This is a genomic window from Telluria sp. LT2P80, from assembly GCF_059685955.1.
Genome location: NZ_JCASIO010000001.1, coordinates 875,695 through 894,386 on the forward strand (window position 1 = coordinate 875,695; position 18,692 = coordinate 894,386).

The 18,692-nt window shown below is 57.9% G+C and carries 16 protein-coding genes; 10 read left to right on the forward strand and 6 right to left on the reverse strand.

The features are described from left to right. Nucleotides 1-6: 6 nt before the first annotated feature. From flgG to flgB, 6 genes are all read right to left on the reverse strand, one after another. Nucleotides 7-789, reverse strand: coding sequence for a flagellar basal-body rod protein FlgG (flgG, locus tag AC56LW_RS03875; RefSeq protein WP_332532395.1), 783 nt, complete (start codon nucleotides 787-789; stop codon nucleotides 7-9). A 64-nt stretch (nucleotides 790-853) separates the two neighbouring features. Then, nucleotides 854-1,594: a flagellar basal-body rod protein FlgF gene (gene flgF, locus AC56LW_RS03880; protein WP_499631822.1), complete on the reverse strand. Its 741-nt coding sequence runs from the start codon at nucleotides 1,592-1,594 to the stop codon at nucleotides 854-856. 19 nt (nucleotides 1,595-1,613) lie between these two features. Beyond that, a complete protein-coding gene (locus AC56LW_RS03885) occupies nucleotides 1,614-3,140 on the reverse strand; it encodes a flagellar hook protein FlgE (RefSeq protein WP_499631825.1) in 1,527 nt (508 codons plus the stop codon). 41 nt (nucleotides 3,141-3,181) lie between these two features. Further along, a complete protein-coding gene (locus tag AC56LW_RS03890) occupies nucleotides 3,182-3,898 on the reverse strand; it encodes a flagellar hook assembly protein FlgD (RefSeq protein WP_332532398.1) in 717 nt (238 codons plus the stop codon). A gap of 20 nt (nucleotides 3,899-3,918) precedes the next feature. Then, nucleotides 3,919-4,320, reverse strand: coding sequence for a flagellar basal body rod protein FlgC (gene flgC / locus AC56LW_RS03895; RefSeq protein WP_183555738.1), 402 nt, complete (start codon nucleotides 4,318-4,320; stop codon nucleotides 3,919-3,921). Between the two features lie 11 nt (nucleotides 4,321-4,331). Continuing rightward, a complete protein-coding gene (flgB, locus tag AC56LW_RS03900; protein WP_499631828.1) occupies nucleotides 4,332-4,748 on the reverse strand; it encodes a flagellar basal body rod protein FlgB in 417 nt (138 codons plus the stop codon). Nucleotides 4,749-4,915: 167 nt separating this feature from the next. Between flgB and flgA the strand changes: the two genes are divergently transcribed. From flgA to AC56LW_RS03950, 10 genes are all read left to right on the forward strand, one after another. Further along, nucleotides 4,916-5,614, forward strand: coding sequence for a flagellar basal body P-ring formation chaperone FlgA (gene flgA / locus AC56LW_RS03905; RefSeq protein WP_332532400.1), 699 nt, complete (start codon nucleotides 4,916-4,918; stop codon nucleotides 5,612-5,614). A gap of 116 nt (nucleotides 5,615-5,730) precedes the next feature. Continuing rightward, nucleotides 5,731-6,045, forward strand: a complete 315-nt coding sequence (flgM, locus tag AC56LW_RS03910) for a flagellar biosynthesis anti-sigma factor FlgM (RefSeq protein ID WP_183555741.1) — start codon at nucleotides 5,731-5,733, stop codon at nucleotides 6,043-6,045. A 3-nt stretch (nucleotides 6,046-6,048) separates the two neighbouring features. Continuing rightward, nucleotides 6,049-6,519: a flagella synthesis protein FlgN gene (locus AC56LW_RS03915; protein WP_332532402.1), complete on the forward strand. Its 471-nt coding sequence runs from the start codon at nucleotides 6,049-6,051 to the stop codon at nucleotides 6,517-6,519. Between the two features lie 174 nt (nucleotides 6,520-6,693). Next, entirely contained in the window at nucleotides 6,694-7,929 is a 1,236-nt protein-coding gene (locus AC56LW_RS03920; protein ID WP_499631832.1) for a GGDEF domain-containing protein, read from the forward strand. Between the two features lie 96 nt (nucleotides 7,930-8,025). Then, nucleotides 8,026-8,373, forward strand: coding sequence for a hypothetical protein (locus AC56LW_RS03925; RefSeq protein WP_499631834.1), 348 nt, complete (start codon nucleotides 8,026-8,028; stop codon nucleotides 8,371-8,373). Between the two features lie 561 nt (nucleotides 8,374-8,934). After that, complete coding sequence (locus AC56LW_RS03930; protein WP_499631837.1) at nucleotides 8,935-9,975, forward strand: DUF4214 domain-containing protein; 1,041 nt, start codon at nucleotides 8,935-8,937, stop codon at nucleotides 9,973-9,975. A gap of 170 nt (nucleotides 9,976-10,145) precedes the next feature. Further along, nucleotides 10,146-12,014, forward strand: coding sequence for a glycosyltransferase family 2 protein (locus AC56LW_RS03935; protein WP_499631840.1), 1,869 nt, complete (start codon nucleotides 10,146-10,148; stop codon nucleotides 12,012-12,014). Nucleotides 12,015-12,029: 15 nt separating this feature from the next. After that, nucleotides 12,030-14,408, forward strand: a complete 2,379-nt coding sequence (locus AC56LW_RS03940) for a glycosyltransferase family 2 protein (protein WP_499631843.1) — start codon at nucleotides 12,030-12,032, stop codon at nucleotides 14,406-14,408. Between the two features lie 53 nt (nucleotides 14,409-14,461). Beyond that, the gene (locus AC56LW_RS03945) at nucleotides 14,462-18,043 is read left to right on the forward strand and encodes a glycosyltransferase family 4 protein (protein WP_499631846.1); all 3,582 of its coding nucleotides are present in this window, start codon (nucleotides 14,462-14,464) and stop codon (nucleotides 18,041-18,043) included. Then, nucleotides 18,043-18,684 carry a hypothetical protein gene (locus AC56LW_RS03950; protein WP_499631849.1) on the forward strand — a complete coding sequence of 214 codons (642 nt, stop codon included), beginning with the start codon at nucleotides 18,043-18,045 and terminating at the stop codon, nucleotides 18,682-18,684. Before AC56LW_RS03945 ends, AC56LW_RS03950 begins: the two co-directional genes overlap by 1 nt. The last annotated feature ends 8 nt before the right edge of the window (nucleotides 18,685-18,692 follow it).

An 18,692-nucleotide genomic window follows, 5' to 3' on the forward strand; every position in this document is an offset into this window, starting at 1 on the left:
AAGAAATTAAAGCTGCGACAGTTTTTGCAGCATCTGGTCGGATGTCGTGATCGCCTTGCTGTTGATCTCGTAGGCGCGCTGGGTCTGGATCATCGCGACCATTTCCTCGACCACATTGACGTTCGACGATTCCACATAGCCCTGCATGATGTTGCCGGCGCCATTCGTGCCCGGCACGTTCAGGTTCGGGTTACCCGATGCGGTGGTTTCGGTGTACAGATTCTCGCCGCGCGACTCGAGGCCGGCCGGGTTGATGAAGGTGGCCAGTTGCAGCGCGCCGATCTGGGTGGTGGCGGTTTCGCCGGAGACAGTGACCGATACGGTGCCGTCACGGCCCACCGTGATCGACTGGGCATTGACCGGCACAGTGATCGGCGGCTGGATGACGAAGCCGCTCGAGGTCACCAGTTGACCGTTCTGGTCTTTCTGGAACGAGCCGTCGCGGGTGTAGGCCTGGGTGCCGTCCGGCATCAATACAGGGAAGTAGCCAGGACCGTTGACCATCACGTCCTTGTCGTTGCCGGTCAGCTGGGGATTACCCTGGGTGTGGATGCGCTCGGTAGCGACGGTGCGCACACCGGTACCGATCTGCAGGCCCGACGGCAGATTCGTCTGTTGGGACGATTGCGCACCTGGCTGGCGCACATTCTGGTACAGCAAGTCCTCGAACACGGCGCGCGACTTCTTGAAGCCGTTGGTGCTGACGTTGGCGAGGTTGTTCGAGATGACGTCGAGATTGGTCTGCTGGGCTTCCAGGCCGGTCTTGGCGATGTAGAGCGAACGGATCATTGCATTCTCCTATTGGTGGCAGGCGAATGCCTCCACGGACAATAGAATTATGCAGCGGCAACACTTAATTCAAAGCGAGGATCTGGGTGGCTTTCGCCGCGTTGTTCTCGGCGTTCTTCAGCAAGCTCATTTGCGTGTCGAAAGACCGTGCCAAGGCAATCATGTCGACCATGCAATCGACCGGATTGACGTTGCTGCCCTCGAGTGCGCCGCCCGCCACCTGCACGGTCGGGTCGGCCTGGACCGGCGCGCCGTTCTTGACGCGAAACAGCCCGTCATCGCCGCGCACCATGTCGCCCTGGGGCGGATTGACCAGCTTCAGTCGCCCGATTACCGTCGGTGCGGCCGGCGTGTCGACGTTGGAAATCGTCGAGATGGTGCCGTCGCTGCCGATCGTCACCGTGGCGTCGGGCGGCACCGTGATCGGCCCGCCTTCACCCGCGATCGTCTGGCCGCCCGGCGTTTGCAGCACGCCGTTCGGGCTCATCTGAAGCGAGCCGTTGCGGGTGTAGGCCTCGGTACCATCCGGCATCTGCAGCGCCAGCCAGCCCTGCCCTTTCACCGCCACATCCAGGTCGCGCCCCGTGGCCTGCAGCGGACCGGCGGCGAAGTCGTTGCCAGCGGTCGAGTCGACGACGAACGCGCGCGTCGGCATGCCCGGGCCCTGCACCGGCGCCGCGCGGAACATGTCGATCTGGGCGCGAAAGCCCGTCGTGCTCACGTTGGCCAGGTTGTTGGACGTCGTGGCTTGCTGCTCGAGGATGTGCTTGGCGCCGGAGGCGGCGGTGTAGATCAGGCGGTCCATGGTGGTTTCCTAGATGTGTTTAACGCAGGTTCACCAGCGTCTGCAACACCGAATCCTGCGTCTTGATCGTTTGCGCATTGGCCTGGTAGACGCGCTGCGCCGTGATCATGTTGACCAGCTCGGCGGTCAGGTCGACGCTCGATGCTTCGGTGGCCGACGCCTGCAGTACGCCCAGGCCACCGGTACCGGCAGTGCCCATCAGCGGGATGCCGGAGTTCGACGACTCGGCCCAGGCGTTGTTGCCCAGCGGCTGCAAGCCGTTCGGGTTGGTGAAGTTGGCAAGCACGACCTGGCCCAGGACCTTGGTCTGGCCGTTGCTGTACTGGCCCAGGATGCTGCCGTCGGCGCCGGTGGAGAAGCGCTGCAGCGAACCCGGCTTGTAGCCATCCTGCGCCAGGAACTTTTCGCTGGTGGTGGTGCCGTACTGGGTAGTGCCGGCGAAATCGATCTGCACCGGCAGTTTCAGTTCGGCGCCGGTCGATGGCACGATCGGAATGTTGATATTGAATCTGCCGGCGGTACCCGTGCTGGCCAGGTTCAGCGCGCCATTGGTGTCGAACTTGAGCGTGCCGATGGATTTCGGCTCCATCTTGAGCGCCTTGGCAATCGCGGCGTCGATCTGCACCGGGGTGGCGCCCGGGATCGCGGCGGCGGCCGCTGCGGCCGCGCGCACTTCGGTCAGGTTGTCGGGGGTGGCCAGGTTGCCGGCGCCCGTCACGACCGCATTGGCGGCATCGGTGGCGTAGGTACCAATGGCCGTGGCCAGCGTGGCGGGCGCAGGCGGCACGACCTTGCTTGCCGTATCCCAGGCGTTGCGCGAGGCGACCGCCGTCGGGTCGGTCTGGGCCTTGCCGACCGCGTCCAGCGCGCCGATCTCGGTGCCGTCCTTGGCCGCGTACACGTTCCAGGTGCCGTCGCCGGTCGGCGACTTGACATAGAAGGTCGACAGCGTGTGCGAGTTGCCCAGCGTGTCGTACACGCTCATCGGCACCTGCTTGTTGTAGGTGTCCGGATCGGCCGGATCGAATTCGGTCTTCTTCGGCGTGCTGGCACGCGAATCGAGCTGGAGCTGGATCTGCACTTCCGACGTGACCTTCGGTGGCTGGTCGGCGGTATCGATCTTGAGCGGCACGGCGGTGCCGGCGGCCAGCAGGCCGTTGGCGCCCAGGCCATAGCCGGTCAGCTTGGCGCCCTGGGCGTTGACGATGAAGCCCTCTTTGTCAAGCGAGAACTGGCCATTGCGCGAGTATTGCGTCACGCCGGCCTGCTCGATGCGGAAGAAACCGGCGCCGTTGATGGCGATGTCGAGCGGGTTGCTCGAGGCTTCGACGTTGCCCTGCGTGAACTGCTGGGCGATGGCGGCGGTCTTCACGCCGATACCGGCAGTCATGCCGCCCGCGCCGTTGAGCGCATTCGCGTAGACGTCGGCAAACTGGGTGGTCGACCCCTTGAAGCCGACCGTGCTGGCGTTGGCGATGTTGTTACCGATAACGTCGAGCGATTTGGCAGCAGCGTTCAAGCCGCTCAAGCCTTGTTGGAAAGACATGGTGATGCTCCAGTATAAGGTGAGAGAGTAAGCGGCCTGGCTTACAGAACTTGTTTAATGTCGGCCAGAGAAACAGCGCCCTTGCCCGGCAGGTTCAGCTTGACGCCATCCTTGCCATTCGTCGTGACGCTGGCCACGCTGTCGAATGACAGGGTCTTGGCGTCGGTGAGCTGTTCGCCCGCGCGTGTTGCGATCACGCGGAAGGTGTAGTTTCCATCTGGCAGCACGACCGGCTTGCCATTGGCGTCCAGGTTGGTCGGGTCGGGGATGCCATCCCAGGCGACCGGCACGATCCCGGCTTTCTGCTCGCCCAGGTCGATTGCTGCCACATCCTTGCCCGTGGCCTTGTCGACGACAACGACCTGCAGCTTGTCGGCCGGGCTCTCCAGCTCGACGCCCAGGATCGCCTGGCCCTTCGACAGCAGGATGCCATTGCCTTCGACCAGCACGCCGTGGCCGATCAGATTCGTCGCCGACAGCGATTCGCTCGACTGGTAGCTGGCCTTCAGCGACTCCAGCGTGGTATTGAGTTTGTTCACGCCGGTGACGGTCTGCAGCTGGGCCAGCTGGCTCGTCATCTGCGCGTTGTCCATCGGATTGAGCGGATCCTGGTTCTTCAACTGGGTCACGAGCAGCGTCATGAACTTGTCGGTGTCGGCCTGGACGCCGTCTTCGGCGGTCTTCGCCTTGGCGTTCATGGTCGCCTGCAGGCTGGAAATATCGGACGTTGCGGTCGAGCTGGTAATTGGGCTGGTCATGGTATCGATCTGTGAGGCGCTTACTGGCCGATGGTCAGGGTCTTGAGCAGCATGGTCTTGGCTGCATTCATGGTTTCGACGTTGGTCTGGTACGAGCGCGAGGCGGACAGCATGTTGACCATCTCGTCGACCACGTTCACGTTCGGCATCGATACATAGCCCTTGTCGTCGGCCATCGGATGCTTGGGGTCGTACACCTGCTTGAGCGGCGACGGGTCTTCGACCACTTCGCGCACGCGCACGCCGGTCGCGCCCGAGGCGGTGGGTACCGACTCGAACACGACCGACTTGGCGCGATAGGCTTCGCCCGACGGCGACGTGGCGCTGTCGGCATTGGCCAGGTTGCTGGCCACCGTATTCAGGCGCTGCGCCTGGGCGCTCATGGCCGAACCGGACACATTAAAGATATTAAACAGCGACATGGCGAGTTTCCTTATTGGCCCTGGATTGCGCTCAGGAGGCCCTTGATCTGGCTGTTGATCATATTGATCCCGGCCTCGTAGCGCAGCGCGTTGTCGGCAAACTGATTGCGCTCCACGTCCATGTCGACCGTGTTGCCGTCGACACTGCCCTGCACCACGCCGCGGTACAGCACCGGCGTGCCGTTGGCCAGCGTGTCGCCGGTGGGAGCGCCATGCGCCATGTGGTTGGTGTTGGTGGTGTTCATCACACCGCCCGGCTTGCCGCCTGCCATCGCCCCCTGCAATGCTGCCGCGAAATCGATGTCGCGCGCCTTGTAGTTGGGGGTATCGGCATTGGCGATATTGGACGCCAGCAGTTCCTGGCGCTGTGAGCGCAGGGACAATGCCGTTTCATTAAAACGCATGTAGTCGTCGAGTTTGCCGATCATGCCGCCTCCGGGCTGTGCTTTGTTGGGACAGAAGCGATCATACGGTTCGGTTCGCCACACCAATCGACGGAGAAGAGCGACCATTCCCCCCGCTATTCAAAGTTTCACTACGGAATCATTCGACCTAAGATAGCAGCATTCCCGAATCTCAGCCTGAACACCAGACCATGACATCCCAACTTGTCGCTTTTTCGCTGCTGGCCCTTGTATACAGTGGTGCGCAGGCCCAGCAGGGGGCAAACAGCCGCCAGCAGCCCGAGGCCGTGCGCGCGGTTGTGGAGCAGTTCCTGACCACCCAGAGCGCTGGCCTGCCGGGCCAGGTAAGCGTGAAGGTCGGCGCGATCGATCAGCGCCTGAGCCTGCCCGCCTGCCCGGCGCCGGAAGCCTTCCAGCAACCGGGCGCCCGCCCCTGGGGCAAGACCACGGTGGGCGTGCGCTGCACGGCGCCGGCATGGACGCTGTACGTGCAGGCCCAGGTCAGTGTGGTGGCCGAGTATGTGGCCGCCGGCGTGCCGCTGGCCCAGGGCCAGCCACTGTTGCCGGGTCAGCTGGTGATGGTGAAAGGCGATATCGCCGCCATGCCCAACGGGATCATCACCGACATGGCGCAGGCGCTGGGCCGTGCACCTACGGTGTCGCTGCCTGCCGGCACGGCGCTGCGCGTGGACGCCCTGCGCAGCCAGGCCGTCATCAAGCAGGGCCAGGCAGTACGGCTGGTATCGCGCGGCTCGAACTTTTCGGTAAGCAGCGAAGCCAAGGCGATCAACAATGCCAGCGATGGCCAGATCGTCCAAGTGCGCACGACGGCCGGCCGGATCATCAGCGGCACCGCGCGCGATGGCGGGACCGTGGAAATCGTTTTATAGGAATTGCGTCGTTCTCTTCGTCGAATCGGTGTTGATTGCTAAAGTTTGTAAAGGCGCGGCCGTTACAATGAGCAGATCCCGGAGCTTGTGCTCCGCGCACCGAGAAGGATGAAGCCGTGAAAATCAACGATACACTCAAGAGCAACCCAGGCCTTCAACCCGCCACCACGCAGACGAACAATGCGCGTGGCGCTGACAAGGCGGCAACCACCGCGCCCCTGACCGGTGCGCAAACCGACAGCGTGCGCCTGTCCCCGCAAGGCCAGGCCATGGCAAGCAGCGTCGGCGGCGGCGCAGCCGTATTCGACGCCAAGAAAGTAGAACGTATCAAGATGGCCATCGCCGATGGCCAGTTCCAAGTCAACTCCGAGAAAGTGGCTGACGGCTTGCTAGACACCGTACGCGACTTGCTCCATTCGAGACAACGCTAAACCATGACCACCAGCCCGTTCCAGACCCTCGCCGCCGAACACCATCACCTCACCGCCCTCCTGGCGTTGATGAAGCAAGAGCAGCAATCCCTGGTGTCGCTCGATGCCGACACCCTGGCCGAGCTGACCACGCGCAAGAACGCGATGCTGGCCGACCTGGCCTCGTTGTCGCAACAGCGCCACGCGGCACTGGCCGCGGCGGGCTGCGATGCATCGGAAGCGGGCATGGAACCCTGGCTGGCAGTCAATGATGACGGCGACGTACGGCAACAATGGGAGCGCATGCTCGACGCTGCGCGCGAAGCAAAAGAACTCAACCGCGTCAATGGCATGCTGATCAACAAGCAGCTGGCGCACAACCAGGGCGTGCTCAACGCCCTGCGCACCCCGACCAACGCACCGACCGGCACCATCTACGGCGCCAGCGGTCAGACCATGGGCGTGGGCGTCTCCAAACGCTACGTCATCGGCTGAAGGCCGGCGCGGGCAAGGCCGCTGTAGCGGCTCGCCACGTTAAAATAAAGTAATTGAACAACGGCGCCAAATAAGCGCACGGCCTGGATACAACGACGGCATAATACCGGCTCAGTTCGGTTTGCCCCCTCTTTGTCCATCACTGCGCATCCCATTGCGCCAGGCCCGTTCGCCATGCTCGCCACCCAGCAGATCTTCCTGATCGCGTCCCTGCTTTGCTTTCTCGTCTATCTTGCGTTGGTGTCGGCGGGCTCGCAATCGCTGCGCGGCATGCGTGCAATGCGCGCCGCCGCGCTGTTGGGACTGCTTGGCAACCTGCTCTATGCCTTTGGCCGTGAACTGCCGACCCTGCTGGGCTACGAACTGGCGAACATGACCTATTCCGGCGCCGGCGCAGCCCTTGCCGCCGGTTATCGCCAGCTGGCCGGCCGCCAGGCGCCTGTCAAGTCGCTGACTTTGCTGGTCGCTGCGGTCGGCGTCCTGACCGTGGTGTTTCATGACTGGTTCGACTCGTTCACGTTGCGCAGCGCCGTCGTCTCGCTGTTCCAGGCCGGCGTCTGCGTGGACATCGCGCACAGCGTGCTTGCCGGGCGCGGCGAGCAGCAGCGCCGCTCGCACGGCCAGGTGCACCTGCAAGGCCCCGGACAGCAGCACGTGCAGCGCTTCGTGCTGCTCATGTGCGTGCTGGTGGCCGGCGGCCATGGCGTGCGCATGCTCTGGCTGCTGGTCGCGGCCAATCCACCGACCTCGCTGCTGCAGCCAAGCACCGCCAGCTTGGCGATCCTGACCGTCGCCGCACTGGCACTGCCGGCACTGACCCTCGGCGGCCTCTTGACCCTGCACCGCCACATCGTGCACCAGGCTGAATACATCGCGAACCACGATCACCTGACCGGCGCCTGGTCGCGTAAGGCGTTCTTCGAGATCGCCGAACGCGAGACGGCGCGCGCCAGGCACCGGCGCCAGCCACTGGCCCTGATGCTCATCGACCTCGACCATTTCAAGGCGATCAACGACAGCGCCGGCCACGAAGCGGGCGACATCGCGTTGCAGCTGGTGGCCACCAGCGCGCGCGAGACGCTGCGCGCCGTCGACTGCATCGCCCGCCTGGGCGGCGATGAATTCGCGGTGCTGCTGCCAGGCGCGGATCTGGCGCGCGCCAGCACGGTGGGCAAGGCGCTGGCGGAGGCGCTGCGCGCGGTCACCAGCACGATGCCGGCCGCGCAACGCCGGCTGACCCTGAGTATTGGCGCGACCGTCACGCTGGACGGTGAACCGTTCAAGACCACGCTGGCGCGCGCCGACTCTGCGCTGTACGCCGCCAAGTCGGCCGGGCGCGACCAGGTAATTGCACTGGCCCCGCCGCTGCACGCCGTGCGGCCGGCGTCGAAGGTCAGCGCCAGCCGCTGAGCGACCAGTCCTACGTCGGGACGCTCTTTGCTCCTATTGGGAAGCCAGGATGGTGCACCCAGATGCATGGCATACCAACGCATCCAGGAGAGCAGCATGAACAACGACAATACCAACAATCCAAAAGATACCGACGTGCGTGACGGCGGCCTGCGCGGCGGCGGTCCTGATTCATACGCCGGCTTTGTGGCGAATGACGCCGACGGCGATTCGAGCATCGGCCATGCTGCGAAGGGCGACAGCCATTCGGGCATCAACAGCAATTTCGCGAAGGCCTCGCCGGAGAGTAATGTGGGCCCAGCCGGCGCGCCGCAGGCCAGTCATGGACACGCGACGGGTGACGTGTCGGGTGGCTCGCGGCCCAAGGCGCCGGGTGAGCCGGATGGTGCGGCAGCAGATGGTGGCGCCGATACATCGGCGTCGGAATCCGGGCGCGATCGCTGATTCAGTACACGAACGGCGGACTTTCGTTTCCGCCGTTTCACATTTTTGCAACACTCTTACGCGTGGCGCCCTGCCGCGCGTTGTCGTTGACGCGCAGCCCCGCATTCTCTGCGCCAACGTCGCTTGGATCATCGTTCAACATGTCTTAAAAAAATTGCTACCCAGCACGGATACCAACTGTCGGAAAGTGTTGTATTTTTTAGTTATTGAACGAAAAACGTGCTGCACTGCACGATTAGGCATTGAATTCTGCACCCTCCACAGTAAAGTCACTCAAGACGAACATGCGCCAACTCGCTGTATTTACAGTATTTTTACCCAATCAGGGTGCGTGACAATTAGTTGGATGTTGAGACATTTGGTGAGAATATCCGCACAATTTCTCTGTAGAATCTGAACAGGATCGTGTTGGTTTTTAGAACAGATGTCCTGAACGCTCTGCCATATCCACGCTGAATAAATTCTTAGGTACGTCGCGTACTGGCCAGCCCTGGCCGTGCATGCTTGTCCCCTGGAGCACCCGGCGAAACCGGGAAACTTTAATCCTTTTAGGAGTAGTGAATGTACGATAGCAACGCCCAAGCAGTTAGCAGCGCGCTGACCGCCACCTCGACCGAAGTCTTCAACGCAGCCACGATCCAGCAGATCCTGTCGCTGGTGACGTCGGCAACCGACACCAAAGTCGTCGTCGACACCACCACCGTCGTCAACAACGCTACCGTCACCGGCGCTGCTGGTGTTGAAGTCCTGTTCGTGAACACCGCGCCAAACGCAGTGACGAATGTCACCCTGACCGGTGATACGCCAGTCGTGTTCTTCCAAGGTGCTGGTGGCGTGAATGCTACTGTCGGTACCGCTCCTACTGCTAACACCGCTGAAGCTGGCGCATCGCTGGCAACCGTTGCTGGCGTGGACATCGAGCGCGTCATCGTGGGCACCGCAGGCGCCGACACCATCACCATCGTTGACGGCAAGAACACCCAAGTCATCGTTGGCGATAAAGACACGGTCGTTGCAGGCACGGGCCAACTGGTCGTGAACGCAACCCAGGGCACCAGCAAAGTGACCGGTAACGACGAAACGGTCATCGTGACCGCTGGCGTTGAAGATGACTTCACCATCATCACCAACAATGGCATGTCGAAAATCACCAACACGAAGACCAACGTGTCGGTTGAATTCACCGATGTCGACTTCGTCCAGCTGAACGGCACCGATGCGCTGATCTTCGCAGACAACGCTGACCAGGCCGTCGTTGCCCATATCTACCAGGCGCTGCTGGGTCGTACCGCTGATGCTGGTGGCCTCGACTTCTGGTTCGACCGTGCTGATGCAGGCGCTGCTCTGACCTCGATCGCCATGGGCTTCATGGACGCTGCCGAGTACACCGGTGAAACGCAGACCAACGCGCAATTCATCGACGCACTGTATGACGGCCTGCTGGACCGTGATGGCGATGCAGCTGGCACCGCATTCTGGACGGCTCAGCTGACCGCCGGCATGTCGCGCGCTGCAGTCGCTGTCGAGTTCGTCGAATCGGTGATGTCGGGTATCGAAACCGAAATCGTCGGTAGCGTCACCATCGTCGATCCAATCGGCTAAGCAGTCGTACTATGCAGCATCCAAAAGGGGGCCCCGCCCCCTTTTTCCTCACTTCGTGCACGTCCCGCTTGCGGGACGATGCATTACTGACGCGAGCGCTTGAACTGTTCGCGGCGGGTCACCACGCCGATGCGTTGCTGGCTGCCGAGTACGTCTGTCGCCGTTTTCCCATGAAACGCATTCCAGCCATCTTGCGCGCCAAGATCCTGCAGACGGGCTATCCATCGTTAGCCGCCCGCGCATGGCATGCCGCATGGATGACCGAAGCTGAAAACCCGTTATTACAAGACATCATGCTGCAGAGCTGGCTCAAGGACGGCGGCCGTGCCGACGTCGCCAGCCTGGGCCCTGCATTTTTGCCTGCGCGCTGCCGCGCGGGCCAGCACGCCAGCCTGCTGCCCATATTGCGCACGGCCGGCGTCGCCCATACCGGCGCCTGCTGGACTGAAGGCGACGCCATCGACGTCATGGTCTTTCTTGGCACCAGCAGTGCGACCGCGCCACGCGCGACCCTGCTGCTCTCCGACGAAACCACGCAATACCAGTTCGAGATCCCCGGCGACGGCACGCGGGTACGCCTCAGTCCGCCGCGCCCCGGTGCGGTCTGGTCGATCACTTTGGTGCAACCCGATGGCCGCCGCCAATTGCTGCCCGGCTCGCCATTGGCGTTCTATCCGGCGCCATCGATCCGTGCCGACGCTGCGCCCGACGCCGCCGTGACGGCGACCCCACGCCCGGTATCGATCGTGGTGCCGGTGTACCGCGACCTGGCCCTGGTGCGCGCCTGTATCGAGAGCGTCCGCACGAGCCTCCCGCTGAACCGCACGCCGGCCCGCATCGTCGTGGTCGATGACGCGAGCCCCGAGCCGGCCGTCTCGGCCTGGCTCGACAAGCAAGCCATCAGCGGTGCGATCACGCTGCTGCGCAATCCATGTAACCTCGGTTTTATCGAAACAGTGAACCGCGGCATGCGCATGTTCGATGACCATGACGTGTTGCTGCTCAATGCCGACACGCAGGTCCACGGCGACTGGATCGACCGCCTGGCCACGGCCCTGTATGCCACGCCGGATGTGGCGTCGGTGACGCCATGGACCAACAATGGCGAGATCAGCAGTTTCCCGGTGATCAGCCAGGCCGCACCGGCGCCCGATACACGCGAACTCGCGTTGATCGACCAGACCGCCGCCGCCGTGCGCGCCGCACCGGGCGGCGCCGACATCGAATTGCCGTCATGCTGCGGCTTCACGATGCTGATCCGCCGCACGGTACTCGACGCCGTTGGCATGCTCGACGGCACCGCGCTCAACCGCGGCTACGGCGAAGAAGTCGACTGGTGCATGCGCGCGCGTGCCGCCGGCTGGCGCCATCTGCAAGCCACCGGCGTCTTCGTCGCCCACGAAGGCACGGTCTCGTTCCGCGCCGAGAAGACCCTGCGCGTGGCGCAGAACCGCGGCGTGGTCGTGGCGCGCTATCCCGATTACTACGGCGAGTTCGCCGCATTCCAGCGCAACGATCCGCTCTTCGGCGCGCGTGACCTGCTGCGCAACGCGCTCGCGCAATCGCGCGCGGCCGCGTGGCTGCGCAAGGCCGAGACGGCCGAATACACAGCCGCGCTGCCCAACACCGTCGCGAAAAAACCGATACCGGCGAACTTGCCGGCACTGGCCTCGTCATACGACCGCATCGCCGTCTGGCGCCACGATCCGCTCGCGCCGATGGCGCGCCAGGTACTGGCGCTGGCGCGCATGATTGCCAGCCGGTCGCAATTGCGGCTTCGTCTGCTCGTGCTTGGCGACGCCAGCGACGCCCTGTTGCACACCGGCGTGGTCGACCAGGTTCCGGCGCTGCTCGGCGAAGCCCTGCCGCTGCTGGACGATCTGCGCCTGCTCCAGGTAGCCGGCTGCCGCGCCGTGCTGACTGCTTCCCCAGCGGGCTTGCCCTCCCGGGTACGCCCTGTACTTCTCGACGACAGCTTCGATGCTGCCGCGTGGCTGAACAACTGGATGTCCCGCAACCCAGGTGCCAAGGCTGCCTGACTTCCCTTTCTCGTAATGAACACCGAATCTGTATTACCTGATGGCGCTACCGCAGTCGCGGTGCGATGGCATGGCGTCGTAGATGGCCTTCACGACAAACTGGTATATGGCTGGGCCATCGATGCAGAACGGCCCAATAGCCGCGTCGTGGTCGAAGTGTGCCTCGATGACGAACCCATCGCCTGCATCATCGCCGACGTCGCACGATCGGAACTGCTCGAAGGTCTGACGGCACTCGGCGCCACCGACGTCTGCCACGGCTTCGTGGCCGATCTTGGCGCGCTGCCGGCACATTCGGCCGGCGTGATTTCGGCGCGGATCGCCAACACCAACGCACCATTGAACGGCCACGTGCGCCTGCGTCAGCCGACCTTACCGCCGGCCGCAGCCGTCAACAGCGTGGTCGGCGACGGCGGCCTGCGCCTGCACGGCTGGGCGCTCGACCCAGCCGATCCGCACCGGACGCTGACGGTGCGCGCCTTTGTCGGCAACGACATGGTGGCGCAAGCGACCGCCAACATCATTTTCCCATCGATGCGCGGCCATATCGACGGCGCCCATGGCTTCGACCTCGCCCTGCCCGCCTCGCTGGCGGACGGCGCACTGCACAGCGTGCGCGTGGTGGACGACGAAGGCCGCCCACTGAACGGCAGCCCACTGACGATCTGCTGCGCCCTCGATGGCTTGGCCGGCCTGCTGCCGGCTGACGCCGACGAATTGCTGGTGAACGTTGCCGACATCTATCAGCGACATCTGCCACGCAGCCTGCCCATGTCGGCCTGGCCGGAATGGTCGGCCCGCTTCGACCGCGAGGGACCGGCGACGCTGCCGACCCTGCGCACCGCCATCATCATCACGGGCGACGCCGATGCGGCGCAGCTGGAACGTACGATCACCAGCGTACACGCGCAGCACGGCATGACCGCGCAGACCTTCTCCGGACAACCATTCCCGGCGCTGCTGGCGCAGGCACTGGCATCCGGCAGTGACGTCATCGGCTGCATACGCGCCGGCGACACCCTGGCGCCGCATGCACTGGCGTACGCGCTGGAAGGCTTTGCCCTGCCGAATGCCAAGGTCGTGTACACCGACAGCGAATTCGAGGGCCGGCCGTGGTTCAAGCCGGCATGGAATCCCGATTACGCGTTCGCGAGCGACTATCCGCTCGACTTCCTGCTGGTGCGAAGCGACGTCGCGCAGGGTTTGTCAGACATCGACAATGCCGCCGGCTTCGCATGGGATGCACTGGCGGCGGTATGGCACGACGGCGCCACCAGCGTTGTGCACGTGCCGCGCGTGCTGCTGCGCGTGTTGTCGCCATTGACAACAGAAGAACGCAGTGCGCGTTTTGCTGCTGCCACGCGTGCATCGCTGGCAGTGCAGCCGCACGCAGTGCTTGAGCCATTGCCGAATGCACCGCAAGGCGTTGCCTGGGCGGCGCGGCGTGTGCGTCACCCGCTGCCTGAGGGCGCACGGGACATGACCATCAGCCTGGTGATTCCGACGCGTGACCGTGTCGACCTGCTGCAGCGCTGCATCAGTTCGATCCAGCGCTTCACCGACTGGCCGAACCTTGAAATCATCATCATCGACAACGGTTCCACTGACGATGAGACGCATGCTTATTTTGCGGAGGTTGCGCAGCAGGGTGTGCGGGTGTTGCCGATGCCGGGACCGTTTAACTATGCGGACCTGAACAATCGGGCGATTGCACAGGCGAATGGCGAGATCATTGGACTGGTGAACAACGACATTGAGGCGCTGCATGATGGGTGGCTTGACGAGATTGTCTCGCAGCTGCTGCGGCCTTGCGTTGGCGCGGTTGGTGCAAAGTTACTTTGGCCGAATGGGATGGTGCAGCATGGCGGAATTTTGCTCGGTGTCGGAAACGTCGCAGGCCACTTTGGAAACCGCTTAGCAGATACAGACTGGGGCGATCACGGCAGAAATCAATTAGCGCAGCAGGTCAGCGGATGTACCGCTGCCTGTCTATTTCTTCGCCGGGAAGACTTCTTCAACCTCGGTGGTATGGATGCAGATGCCTTTCCAGTAGCATTTAACGATGTGGATTTGTGCTTAGAGATCCTTTGCTCTGGAAAGACGATCATCTGGACCCCGTACGCAAAGTTACTTCATGCTGAGTCGGCGAGCCGAGGGAACGAAGATACTGCACAAAAAAAGTCCCGCTCGCAGCGTGAGATCACTCAACTTCGCGAGAAATGGCCGCAACTAATTTTACAAGATCCGGCTTATAACCCAAGTCTCAACCTAGATCCAAGCAGCCAGGCGTTTACCGGGTTTGCGGCACCACCAAGAGCTAGAAATGCCCGCAACAGGACATCATTAATTTCTCTTGTGCATCCGCACGGCCGAACACTTCGGGTGAATAAGTAATAACTAAATGAACTTACACTGAAGCATACTGTGAGTATAAATCCATTACGAGTATGAATAGCAAAAATATCCTCTCACCGATCGAAGAGTTAAATAGCGTAATAGCTGGATACAGCAGCAGTCACATTACTAGTCGATGGAAAGGCTACTTCGAGCCGCTCATTCATTTCTCAACTGGACTGCCAGTTCCGCTGATTGGCGCGATGATCCTAATTTGGCAAATACGCCCAAATGATCTTCAAAAAATCTTCCCGCTAGATACTATGGAAAGCCGATTCGATTTCTTGTGTTGGTGCATTTTTGATGGCCGAGAAGAGTACGCGATATTAAAAGATGCAGATAAACTTTGGGAAGAACTAAATAGCCCGGCATATAACCATATCGACTTTATCGAAACTGACCCCGCTCTAAGCATCAGCAAGTTAATGCTTTGTGTTCATCGAGTCCGTACCGATCTTAATGTCGACCTAGACGTAGAAAAAGGCAGAGCAAGATTTGCAGCATGGTATTTTCAAAACGGTACCAACGAAATGGGGATGAATTTTTTGGAGCAACCGGCATGGCAACGAGAATATCTAAACAGGCCATACAAATCTCTGGATATCAATACGTTGCAAGCAATAATTTATCTCACTCGGACAGATTTGCAGTCCGAATTTAGTTTTCCACGAGATAAAGCAAAGTATATAAATTGGTTCGAAGATCAGATTACTCTACCCGTAAAAAAAAGTACGGCGAAGCGACCACTTGATTTAATGAACAGAGAATTTGGAGTGAACGTGATTGGCCACGCACGTGGCGAACTTGGGATCGGCGAAGACTGCCGTATGGCTGCACGCGCCTTAAAACAAGCAGCAGTTGATGTACGCATCGTCGATTTTGATCCAGGAATTCATGTATCTCAGGGAGATTTTAGTTGCGACGCTCTGGTTGACAATAATGTTGCTTACAACGTTAATCTTTTCTGCTTGCCGGCACAAGAGCACGCTCGATGCTTTGCAGTTAAGGGAATCGGATTGTTTGAAGGCTGCTATAACATCGCATATTGGCCATGGGAATTGCCGAACTGGCCAGATGCTTGGACCCATCTATTTGCATTAGCCGATGAAGTATGGAGTTCGACCAATTTCACACGAAACTCATTACTTACTTCCACAGGCATAAAACCAAAGCTGCAACTAATGCCGATGGCCGTCGAGTTGCCTAAATCGAATAATATTAGTCGTAAAAAATTCGGCCTGCCAGATGCAACCACACTATTTCTATTCGTATTTGACTTAAACTCTTCAGCGCACCGAAAAAATCCTAGGGCTTGCATTGAAGCATTTGAACTCGCATTTCCGCACAATTTACATGGTGAAAATCCAGCGGTCGCGCTTGTAATCAAAGCACACAAACCAAAAGAAAATAACGAAGAATGGAGCATGCTAAAAAAATTAGCGAGCGAGGATCCTAGAGTTTATCTTATCGAAGATACTCTAAGCAAAGGGGATCTTATTTCGCTTTACAATGTATGCGACGTCTTCATTTCGCTCCATCGTTCAGAAGGGTTTGGACGCTGCATCGCAGAAGCGATGTTGCTCGGTAAACCTGTGATTACAACAGCGTTCTCAGGCAATATGGAATTCACTGACTCGGAGAATTCGATGCTAGTAGGATTCGATTTAGAACCAGTCCAAGAAGGTCATTACACAGAAAACGAAAATCAAACTTGGGCGAATCCTGATGTCTTAGCAGCCGCACGGTATATAAACAGCCTTGCAAAATCAAAAAGTCTAAGAGAAAAAATTGGAAAGAACGCTGCTAGGACTATCAAAAAAAACCACTGTCTTAGTTCAATTGGTAACCAGTACAAAGTCCACTTAACGGAAATATTTGAAGAACTCATGGCAAAAAAAACGCTCCCGGCACCCAATACGATGATTCACAACAAAAATATCTATATAAAATTGGGGCATGCGCAAAGTTACGAGTTAAAGATTAGCATTATTAATGGAAAAACTGTCTGCACTGTCACAGCGACGCCTCTCGATATAAAAAAAGTATGGCATATTGAGGATGAAGAAATCTCAATTTTACAGAAATGTCATCGATTCGACCTGGACGTCGACAGGCGTTACTTAGCTGAAACGTTGTGGCTGGTCTACCATGTAGCTAAGAATGGAGCGATGATCAGGAATTCTAGCGAATTCATCGACTCTTACTTCGCAGCTACTGGCTATTATTTTGAGAAGATAAAAAAGCTTGATCGGACAACGCTCAAAGTTATTAACGAATATCAGCATAAAAAATTCGACGGAATCTCATTCTGTATCCCTACTAGTGGCGATACGCCAGAACTTAGAAAATGTGTTAAAAGAATTTTAGAATTAGATATAAACAAAGAAATTTTGCTATGCGGAAAGGTTGCGGAAACTTTTCCATACCTTGATCAAGTCCGAATTGTCGGGGAGGATATTCCATTTCCGCCAGTCTGGATTACCAGAAAGAAGAATGTCGCGGTGCAGCTGGCGCGCTATTCGACGGTTGCAGTTTTACACGATCGGGTACTACTGCCTGTGAATTTCACCGAGATTTTTTCTAATTCGCTTCCAATTCCGGTAATCGGTATTGGCGGTATGTTTTCTTTAAGCACAGACTTTAACTTAATAGGGCGATATAGTGATTTTAACGTATTGAATCAGAGAGATGCTCTGCCCAAGTTCTCTTATATGTCGGAGTTAGTTCCCGGCGAGATAAGTGACTTTTCGTTAGACAGTTCTTTGATGATGGCTAGAAGTGCATCGTTCCTTTATTACACAAATCATAAAAATGATAGCTACCAAAAATACGCCACAGGTAGCTTTTATTTAACGACTAAGTCAATACATGATCAAATTCCGTTAAATGAGAGATTATTCTGGGAAGATTTTGAAGACGTTGAGTGGGGAACCCGATGTGAGCGATTGGGAATTCCACACGTGTTCAATAGCGATTATTATCAAATGACGCTTGCTGTGAGATCAATGGTGCTGCCGCCACATCATTATCAGGACGACGATGGAGTAATGAGTCCAGTGATACCACCGTGGTTAGAAGCAATTTCCGCAGGAACAAGCAAACCTGACCTTGCGCAGCTTATTACAGCCGAAAAACTCTTGTCCAATTTTGAGCGCTTTATTGACCAAAGAAGCCTAGATAAACGTTTAGTTGTTTCATTTGAAGCAGCATATTTTAAAAAAGATATCGAAGATATTGTTGGATTGACTATCGACGCAATACGATTCTCCACACAAGGAATAAAAACGTTCGATGAGGAATTAATCAAGAGCGTCGAAGGGCTTATTTCAGCCACATTAGAACGTACAAACCTGGGAGACATGCGCTGCCACGCTGAGCATTTTAATACTGGTTTCGATCTCTGGGAGCGGATCTCTACAAACTATGGATTCACACGATGGTTGGGATTTATAAAAATTCCGGGAATGCTGAAGTTCGCTGAATTGAGTGGCGAGTTGGAAAGGAGCGAGGTATCTGATGCTGATTTATTCAACTCCTGCATAAATAATTATGAATACCTAAACAAAATATTTGGCCATAAAGAGTCGCCAAGATATTGGTTTAAAGTAATTAAGAATTTTAATTGGAGTTTCTAATGTCAATATTTTTTTTCTTAGGAAAGCCGACAGAGTTTCCGCTTGCTCCCTTTCTCATTCCAGAACTTGATAAGGCGCCGTGGACAGAAGATTTTAGAGTAATCAGCAAATCTGCATATCAAATATTTATCGGTGAAAAAAAAGATGCCGGCTCATTGTCGAGAAAAAATGAACTGATAAAATACATTGAAAAAGTAGTTAAAGAAAAGAATTTTATTTTCTCAGAGGAACTTTATTTAGAATCAAACCCGGATATTTTGCAGGCGATTTCATTGCAAACCTTTCGCACAGGTTTTCATCACTATTTAGCGCATGGGATCGGGGAAAATCGTATTGCAGAATTTACTTTACCTATAAAAGTAAAAGAGATCGGTTTTTCACTCAAGGTCATGCCAAGCGATAAAATAATTGCAAAATTGCCTGAGAAATTGGATCAGTGGGTTCAGGTTTTATCCATTGACACATACGATTCTATAGGTCCAGCTATACCTTATGCGGATAGAAAATTAAAAAGCAAAAATTTTCACCAAATATTTTTCTGTGAATCTTGGCTTGCTTACGACTTGGCATGGAACATCTGCCAAAAAAACATAAAAGACTCTCATAATACTTCTAACTACATTAACTCAACCAAAATTTAAGGTAGAAA

What these genes read in the sequence shown, in the direction of transcription:
- flgG (WP_332532395.1), bottom strand. Translation starts at nt 789, where the DNA reads ATGATCCGTTCGCTCTACATCGCCAAGACCGGCCTGGAAGCCCAGCAG.
- flgF (WP_499631822.1), bottom strand. Translation starts at nt 1,594, where the DNA reads ATGGACCGCCTGATCTACACCGCCGCCTCCGGCGCCAAGCACATCCTC.
- AC56LW_RS03885 (WP_499631825.1), bottom strand. Translation starts at nt 3,140, where the DNA reads ATGTCTTTCCAACAAGGCTTGAGCGGCTTGAACGCTGCTGCCAAATCG.
- AC56LW_RS03890 (WP_332532398.1), bottom strand. Translation starts at nt 3,898, where the DNA reads ATGACCAGCCCAATTACCAGCTCGACCGCAACGTCCGATATTTCCAGC.
- flgC (WP_183555738.1), bottom strand. Translation starts at nt 4,320, where the DNA reads ATGTCGCTGTTTAATATCTTTAATGTGTCCGGTTCGGCCATGAGCGCC.
- flgB (WP_499631828.1), bottom strand. Translation starts at nt 4,748, where the DNA reads ATGATCGGCAAACTCGACGACTACATGCGTTTTAATGAAACGGCATTG.
- flgA (WP_332532400.1), top strand. Translation starts at nt 4,916, where the DNA reads ATGACATCCCAACTTGTCGCTTTTTCGCTGCTGGCCCTTGTATACAGT.
- AC56LW_RS03915 (WP_332532402.1), top strand. Translation starts at nt 6,049, where the DNA reads ATGACCACCAGCCCGTTCCAGACCCTCGCCGCCGAACACCATCACCTC.
- AC56LW_RS03920 (WP_499631832.1), top strand. Translation starts at nt 6,694, where the DNA reads ATGCTCGCCACCCAGCAGATCTTCCTGATCGCGTCCCTGCTTTGCTTT.
- AC56LW_RS03925 (WP_499631834.1), top strand. Translation starts at nt 8,026, where the DNA reads ATGAACAACGACAATACCAACAATCCAAAAGATACCGACGTGCGTGAC.
- AC56LW_RS03930 (WP_499631837.1), top strand. Translation starts at nt 8,935, where the DNA reads ATGTACGATAGCAACGCCCAAGCAGTTAGCAGCGCGCTGACCGCCACC.
- AC56LW_RS03935 (WP_499631840.1), top strand. Translation starts at nt 10,146, where the DNA reads ATGAAACGCATTCCAGCCATCTTGCGCGCCAAGATCCTGCAGACGGGC.
- AC56LW_RS03940 (WP_499631843.1), top strand. Translation starts at nt 12,030, where the DNA reads ATGAACACCGAATCTGTATTACCTGATGGCGCTACCGCAGTCGCGGTG.
- AC56LW_RS03945 (WP_499631846.1), top strand. Translation starts at nt 14,462, where the DNA reads ATGAATAGCAAAAATATCCTCTCACCGATCGAAGAGTTAAATAGCGTA.
- AC56LW_RS03950 (WP_499631849.1), top strand. Translation starts at nt 18,043, where the DNA reads ATGTCAATATTTTTTTTCTTAGGAAAGCCGACAGAGTTTCCGCTTGCT.